The 5,228-nt window shown below is 67.7% G+C and carries 6 protein-coding genes; 4 read left to right on the top strand and 2 right to left on the bottom strand.

Annotation, left to right across the window (positions count from 1 at the left end):
- Positions 1-589: 589 nt before the first annotated feature.
- Both GEV10_31680 and GEV10_31685 read right to left on the bottom strand, forming a co-directional pair.
- On the bottom strand, positions 590-1,816 hold the full coding sequence (locus tag GEV10_31680) for a sigma-70 family RNA polymerase sigma factor (protein ID MQA82962.1): 1,227 nt from the start codon (positions 1,814-1,816) through the stop codon (positions 590-592).
- 83 nt (positions 1,817-1,899) lie between these two features.
- Complete coding sequence (locus GEV10_31685) at positions 1,900-2,529, bottom strand: hypothetical protein (protein MQA82963.1); 630 nt, start codon at positions 2,527-2,529, stop codon at positions 1,900-1,902.
- A 369-nt stretch (positions 2,530-2,898) separates the two neighbouring features.
- On the opposite strand from GEV10_31685, the gene GEV10_31690 reads away from it, so the two are divergent.
- The 4 genes from GEV10_31690 to GEV10_31705 all read left to right on the top strand — a co-directional run.
- Positions 2,899-3,846 carry a hypothetical protein gene (locus GEV10_31690; GenBank protein MQA82964.1) on the top strand — a complete coding sequence of 316 codons (948 nt, stop codon included), beginning with the start codon at positions 2,899-2,901 and terminating at the stop codon, positions 3,844-3,846.
- 49 nt (positions 3,847-3,895) lie between these two features.
- Positions 3,896-4,114: a hypothetical protein gene (locus tag GEV10_31695; GenBank protein MQA82965.1), complete on the top strand. Its 219-nt coding sequence runs from the start codon at positions 3,896-3,898 to the stop codon at positions 4,112-4,114.
- Positions 4,111-4,986, top strand: a complete 876-nt coding sequence (locus GEV10_31700) for a hypothetical protein (GenBank protein MQA82966.1) — start codon at positions 4,111-4,113, stop codon at positions 4,984-4,986. Before GEV10_31695 ends, GEV10_31700 begins: the two co-directional genes overlap by 4 nt.
- Positions 4,974-5,228, top strand: a 255-nt coding sequence (locus GEV10_31705) for a hypothetical protein (GenBank protein ID MQA82967.1), incomplete at its 3' end; no start/stop codon positions are given. The genes GEV10_31700 and GEV10_31705, both read left to right, overlap by 13 nt.

The following is a 5,228-nucleotide window of genomic DNA, read 5'->3' on the forward strand; positions in this document are numbered from 1 at the left end:
CTCGAGCTGGTCACCGGACGGCCGTTCGACCAGCAGCGCAAGGGCGGTTGGTCCTGGCTGGACAACAGCGAACGCCTCGACGAGTACATGACCGTCGCGATCGCCGACGTCGCCTTCATCGTCACCACCGCCTGCCTCGAGCAGCGTGACCTCAAGCGCGCCCGGGCCGCCACCGAGCTCGCTGTTCTGGCGGCCCCCTACGAGGAGGCCACCCGCCTATGCCTGGTCCGCGTCACCGAGGCCGAAGGGGACCGCCGGGAGGCCGAGCGGATCCTACGCGAACAGGTCTGCAACCGTTCCGACGACGGGCAGGCTCCCACCGAGCTCAACGAGCGCACCGAGGCCATCATCCGCAACCACCGGTGGCTGGCCAGCTGAGCCACCGCCACCGAGCGCAGGCACACTAGTCCGAGCGGCCCCATCACCCATGACGAGCGGGCCCTATTCACATACCTGCGGATCGCCGCACCGGTGTCGAGATGCAGCGAAGATTGACCACCGCCCCGCGGGCGACGTTGCCGAAACTGGCGCCCGGTGCGCGGGTGGTCAAGGTGCGGGCCGCAGCGGGTGCAGGCGAACTTGCCGCTCTCTAGTCCAACCCGAAGAACTCTGCGGCCTGTTGCCTGATGCGATCAAGGCGCTTCGAGACGGCACTGTGGTTCGCGTACCCGAGGATCTGCGCGATCTCCGTACGGCTCGTAACACCGCTGTTCAACAGCACCACGATCTCCTGGTTGCGGCCGTCCAGCATGGCGAGGAAGTCGTTGGTGATGAGCTTCCCAATCACCTCGCTGTCGGGACCTTGTACCGGGATTGTGTCGGTGAGCTCAACGAACTTTACGGATACCTTGGAGCGCTTGGAGTACAACCTGCGCTCGAAGTCCTCGCGAGCAAACGACCACCTTGGCGAGAAGTCGTCCTGGACCCGGTTGGACTTCACGGCATCCAAGATCCCGCGGAGTTGACCAGTCGCATCTGCCGCCGCCACAGTCTCGGCCACTTTCTCGGCGGCCTCAGCAGCACCCATCCAAATCGGACCGCCTATCCGAGGGTTTGCCGCGACGGCGCCCTCTAGAAGACTGCCGTCGACGAGCTCGACCGGGCCGCTCTCTACGCCCTCGTCGACCTCCGGAAAGCCGCGCAGAGTCTGCTGAATGACCTCAGTGACTGCTGGGACCCAGAAGTCCAGGTTGTGCGCAAGCAGCTTGATCGGGTCGTCCTTGGAGAAGGCGGCCGGCCCCGAGCCGGAGTTCAGGTGCGGCCACACCGTCCACGCCCACGCGCGGCCGAGCCGCCCTTCGAAGTCAGCGGGTAGATACCGATCGACGTCGGTGCCCCCGATTCCATAGGGCCACTGCCCGGCCCGGAAGAGCGGCAGCCCGAAACGTTCCAGGGTGGTGGCGGGAAGCAGGTACAGCAGCGGCGTGTACTCGTGGTACCGAGAGACGGTTCTCGGCACAAAGCAGACGTTGAGATCTCCCAGGTCTGCGATCCTCGCCATCTGCTCGGGCAGCTCATCCTCGTCGAAGTACCGCCGCCGGAACTGGGCGAACTCCCACACCTGGTTCCACTTGTGGATGGCCAGAGCTTCCTTGATGTGATCGTCGTCCTCGCGGACGTCGATCGCGACGTACTCCACCGGCGCAGGGTTCAGAGCCCTGGCAATGCCCTTCATGGTGAACCCCACCGAGATGTTGGTCAGGCGTGGGTGGAAGTCCGGGCCAACCTCGTCCGGGCGAATGAAGAGGTCGTCACGCCGAAACGCGTCGATCTCCGCCTGGGTCAGCGGACGCTCGTCGTCCTCGGGCAGGGCCATCGTGTCAATCATCGCGCTCATACCCACTACACGGCAGAACGTCCCTGATCCGTTCCGTCCTCGCGGACAAGTACAGAGATCCCTCAGTGTGCGTTGTCGGCGAGCGTCCGGAGGAGTCCGGCGTCACGGCGTAGCGCTTCTGGAAGGCCCCGAGTCTCAGCGGGGTCCACGGCGTAGCCGACCACGCCCTCGTCGACCAGTCCGGCTGCCGCCTCGACGTAGCGGGCCAGCCGGTGGAGCAATGCGCGCGGAGCACGGACCCACGGTTCGCCCTCGATGTCCTCGGCGATCTGGTCGGACACGATCAGGCCCAGGACTCCCTGGGCGTGAGCCAGTTGCGCGACGGCCTCACGCGTGTGCTGAAGGTCCTCGCGCTCGGCCAGTCGGATCCGCACGGCCTCGGCCAAACCGGCGCTGACTCGCCCAGCCAGCCGGACCGGGATCGCCGCATCGCGTGGGGCAGAGAACAGGTCGGCGCCCGGCGTCTCCTCGACGAAGCTGAACGCGATCGACTGCGCCAATCCTTTGATGGCCTCGTCCGTTAGGTAGGCGCGGGCCGCGGTCGTGCTGACTCGCATCTGCGAGGCAACGAACTTCACCCGCTCATCGATCAACTCCCCGGCCGCAGCCTTCGACATCGACATCCCGAGGTCAGACACCGCGGCTATCAGCGCGTCGATGCGCTCCTCCCTCCAGGTCCGCCGTGGCGTCATTCAACACACCGTAGGAACGGCCACACCACACGCCAAGCCTGGTGCTCGCGAAGGCGCCGAGAAAGTTCGCTCCGACGGGCGACGGGTGGTCGGGGCTGATCTGTGCGGCGCATCGAATGTCGCCCAGGCAGGTCTTCTTTGACCAAATCTCGCGTTGGTCAAGACTCGCTGCATCTCGACAGAAGACCGGACTCGGCAAGACGGTTGCGCGAGTCTTCCTGAACTTTTGGGGGGACGTGCGCTGACCTGCGAAAACGCGCGTCCCCCGCCGCGTCCCCCCGATCACATCCGGGGCTAGGGGGACGCTCTCGGGGACGCCGATCGGCGACCTTTCCCGTCGTGCTCAACCCACGACGGAAAGGGAACGTGATGAGTGTCGGTGACCAGCTCGGACTCGACGACAACAGCGAGCTGCTTGAGCAGGCACGTCAGCGGTGGACCACCTGGGTGGCTATGGACGCCCGGCTTGGGGTGGTGGAGAACTTCGACGACCTGCGTGGCTGGCTGCCCACGGTCGACCGTGAGACCGCCGATGAGGTGCTGGTGGTGTTGGCGATGCTCGGAGCCCCGGATGGCGGCGACGACATCGCGGCGGCCGCGGCCCTGGCCAAGTGCCTCCTGCCGGGGGCCTGCACCCTGGCCGCCTGGCTGTGCACCCGACCGGACAGGAGCAGCGTGCTGCGTGACAACCAGCCGGTGACCCCGGGCGCCTGGTCGATGGTCCAGCGCATTGACGAATTGGTCGCCGCCCAGCTGTGGATCGAGGTCCGCACCTTCCCGTGGCGTCGGCTGAGGAAGGTGGCCGCCAACATCCTGATGAATACCCGCGCCGGGGTACTGCGCGAGTGCGGCGACCAGTTTCAGGTGGCGCGATTCGACCGGACCTGGGCTCACACCGACTTGGTGGAGGCGTTCGCGACCGGCGACTTCGCGACGGACGAGGCCTGGCGCGAGTACCCGATATCCACCCGACAGGTGCGGGCGGCGTCGTTCCGCCCCGGCCTGCTGGCCGACCCGGCACCGGCGCCAGACGAGGACCAGTCGCCGCTCGAGGAGCTGCTGGAGGTGCTGGCTTGGGCGTGCGAGCAGCAGGTGATCAGCGCCGACGACCGGTACCTGCTGCTGTGCTTGGTGGACGAGGCGTCCCGGGTGGAGACCCGGCGCACCGGCCGTGGCTACGGCGGGCTGATGGCCAACGAGCTGTCGGTTCGGGTAGCTCCGCGGGTCGGCGTCTCCGAGTCCACCGTCCGTCGCCGCGCCTCCAGGAGCATGCGCGCGCTCGCCGCGGCCGTCCCGACCCGGTTCGGCGACCAATGATCGCCGCGAACGGCCGTTGGAACGTAGGCCCGTGGAGGCGGTGAGGACTATGACCAACGATCAGAACGGGCAGCAGCGGAGCCCGCAGGAGATCGCCGAGCTGTTCGAGATCGCTGGACGGGAGACCGACGCGATCCGCCAGCTGAGTGGCTGTGTCGCGCAACTGCACGAGGTGGAGGCGGCCAAGCAAACCCTCAAAGCCTTGACACCGGCGGAAGTGCGCGCCGCGTTGGAGCACCGGCGTCTGAGCCAGGACGAGCCGACATGAGCAACACCACAACGAAGGCTCGCCCTGCGGTGTCGGTCGACGAGCTGAGGCGGGCCTGGGCGGCGGTCCAGGCCGGTCATTTCCGCCGCGGAGCCGGCCGCGACCTCACACAGGCGCCGCGAATCGGCACCCCGGATGCAGGCGGGTGGAGACCTGCTGCGGGGGAGCAGATCATCGCCGTCCTCGGGTGCGCCGGCTCCGTGGGCGCCAGCACAGTGGCACTGGCTGTTGGGCTGGCCGCACCCTCCCCGGTGCGGGTCGTCGAGTGCTGCTCGGTCAACGCCTCTGGGCTCGCCGCGGCCAGCACCGCCGAGCTCGGACTACACCCGGCCGGCTGGCGGCAGGGCAGGCGCGAGCATGTTCTGCTGGAGCGGGTCAGCGAGGTTCTGGTGCACATCGACGAAGTTCCATTGCCCACCAACGCCGATCAGGACAAGCAGCTGACGATCCTCGACGCCGGCTGGCAAGTCAGCCAACTGCTCGCGACCCCGTGTTGGCTCAGCGGCGCCATCCAGTCCGCGGACGCAGTTGTGCTGGTCACCACCGCCACCGTGCCCGGGATGCGCCGCCTTGAATCCGCGCTCGAGCTCTTCGCCAACGACCGGGCGAGGGTGGCCGTGGTTGGGCCGCGCCGCAAAAGGTGGCCCAAGGGCGTGGAGCTCTCCGCCGGGTCAGCCACCCACCGCGTGCTGGCGGGGCAGCGGTGGGTGGAGATCCCCGAGGACCGCGCCCTGGCCATCACCGGTTTGGATTCCCGCCCGATTCCCGACGCCGTAGTCGAGGCGGGCCGCCGGCTCCTGGACCACCTGCCTCGACCCGACGCCGGAGAAGACACCTGGCATTCGGAAGGAACGCCGACATGGAATCGATGACCGTCCATGCGATGTACGTCGCGCAGCAGGTGTGTCCGAAGGCGCCGCCTGGTGCGACTGGCCCGACCAACGAGATCACCAGCTATGTGCTCTGGGGCGTGATCGTGGTCTTCGGCCTGGCGGTCGTGATCGGTCTGGGGGCTGTGGTCGCCGGCCGGGCGTTCGGGATGATCCACGCCTCGAAGATCGGCGTGCTCAGCCTGGTCGTGGTGTTCGTCGGCGCGATCGCCTACCTGGTGCTC

Source organism: Streptosporangiales bacterium, from assembly GCA_009379955.1.
Taxonomy (GTDB): Bacteria; Actinomycetota; Actinomycetes; order Streptosporangiales; family WHST01; genus WHST01.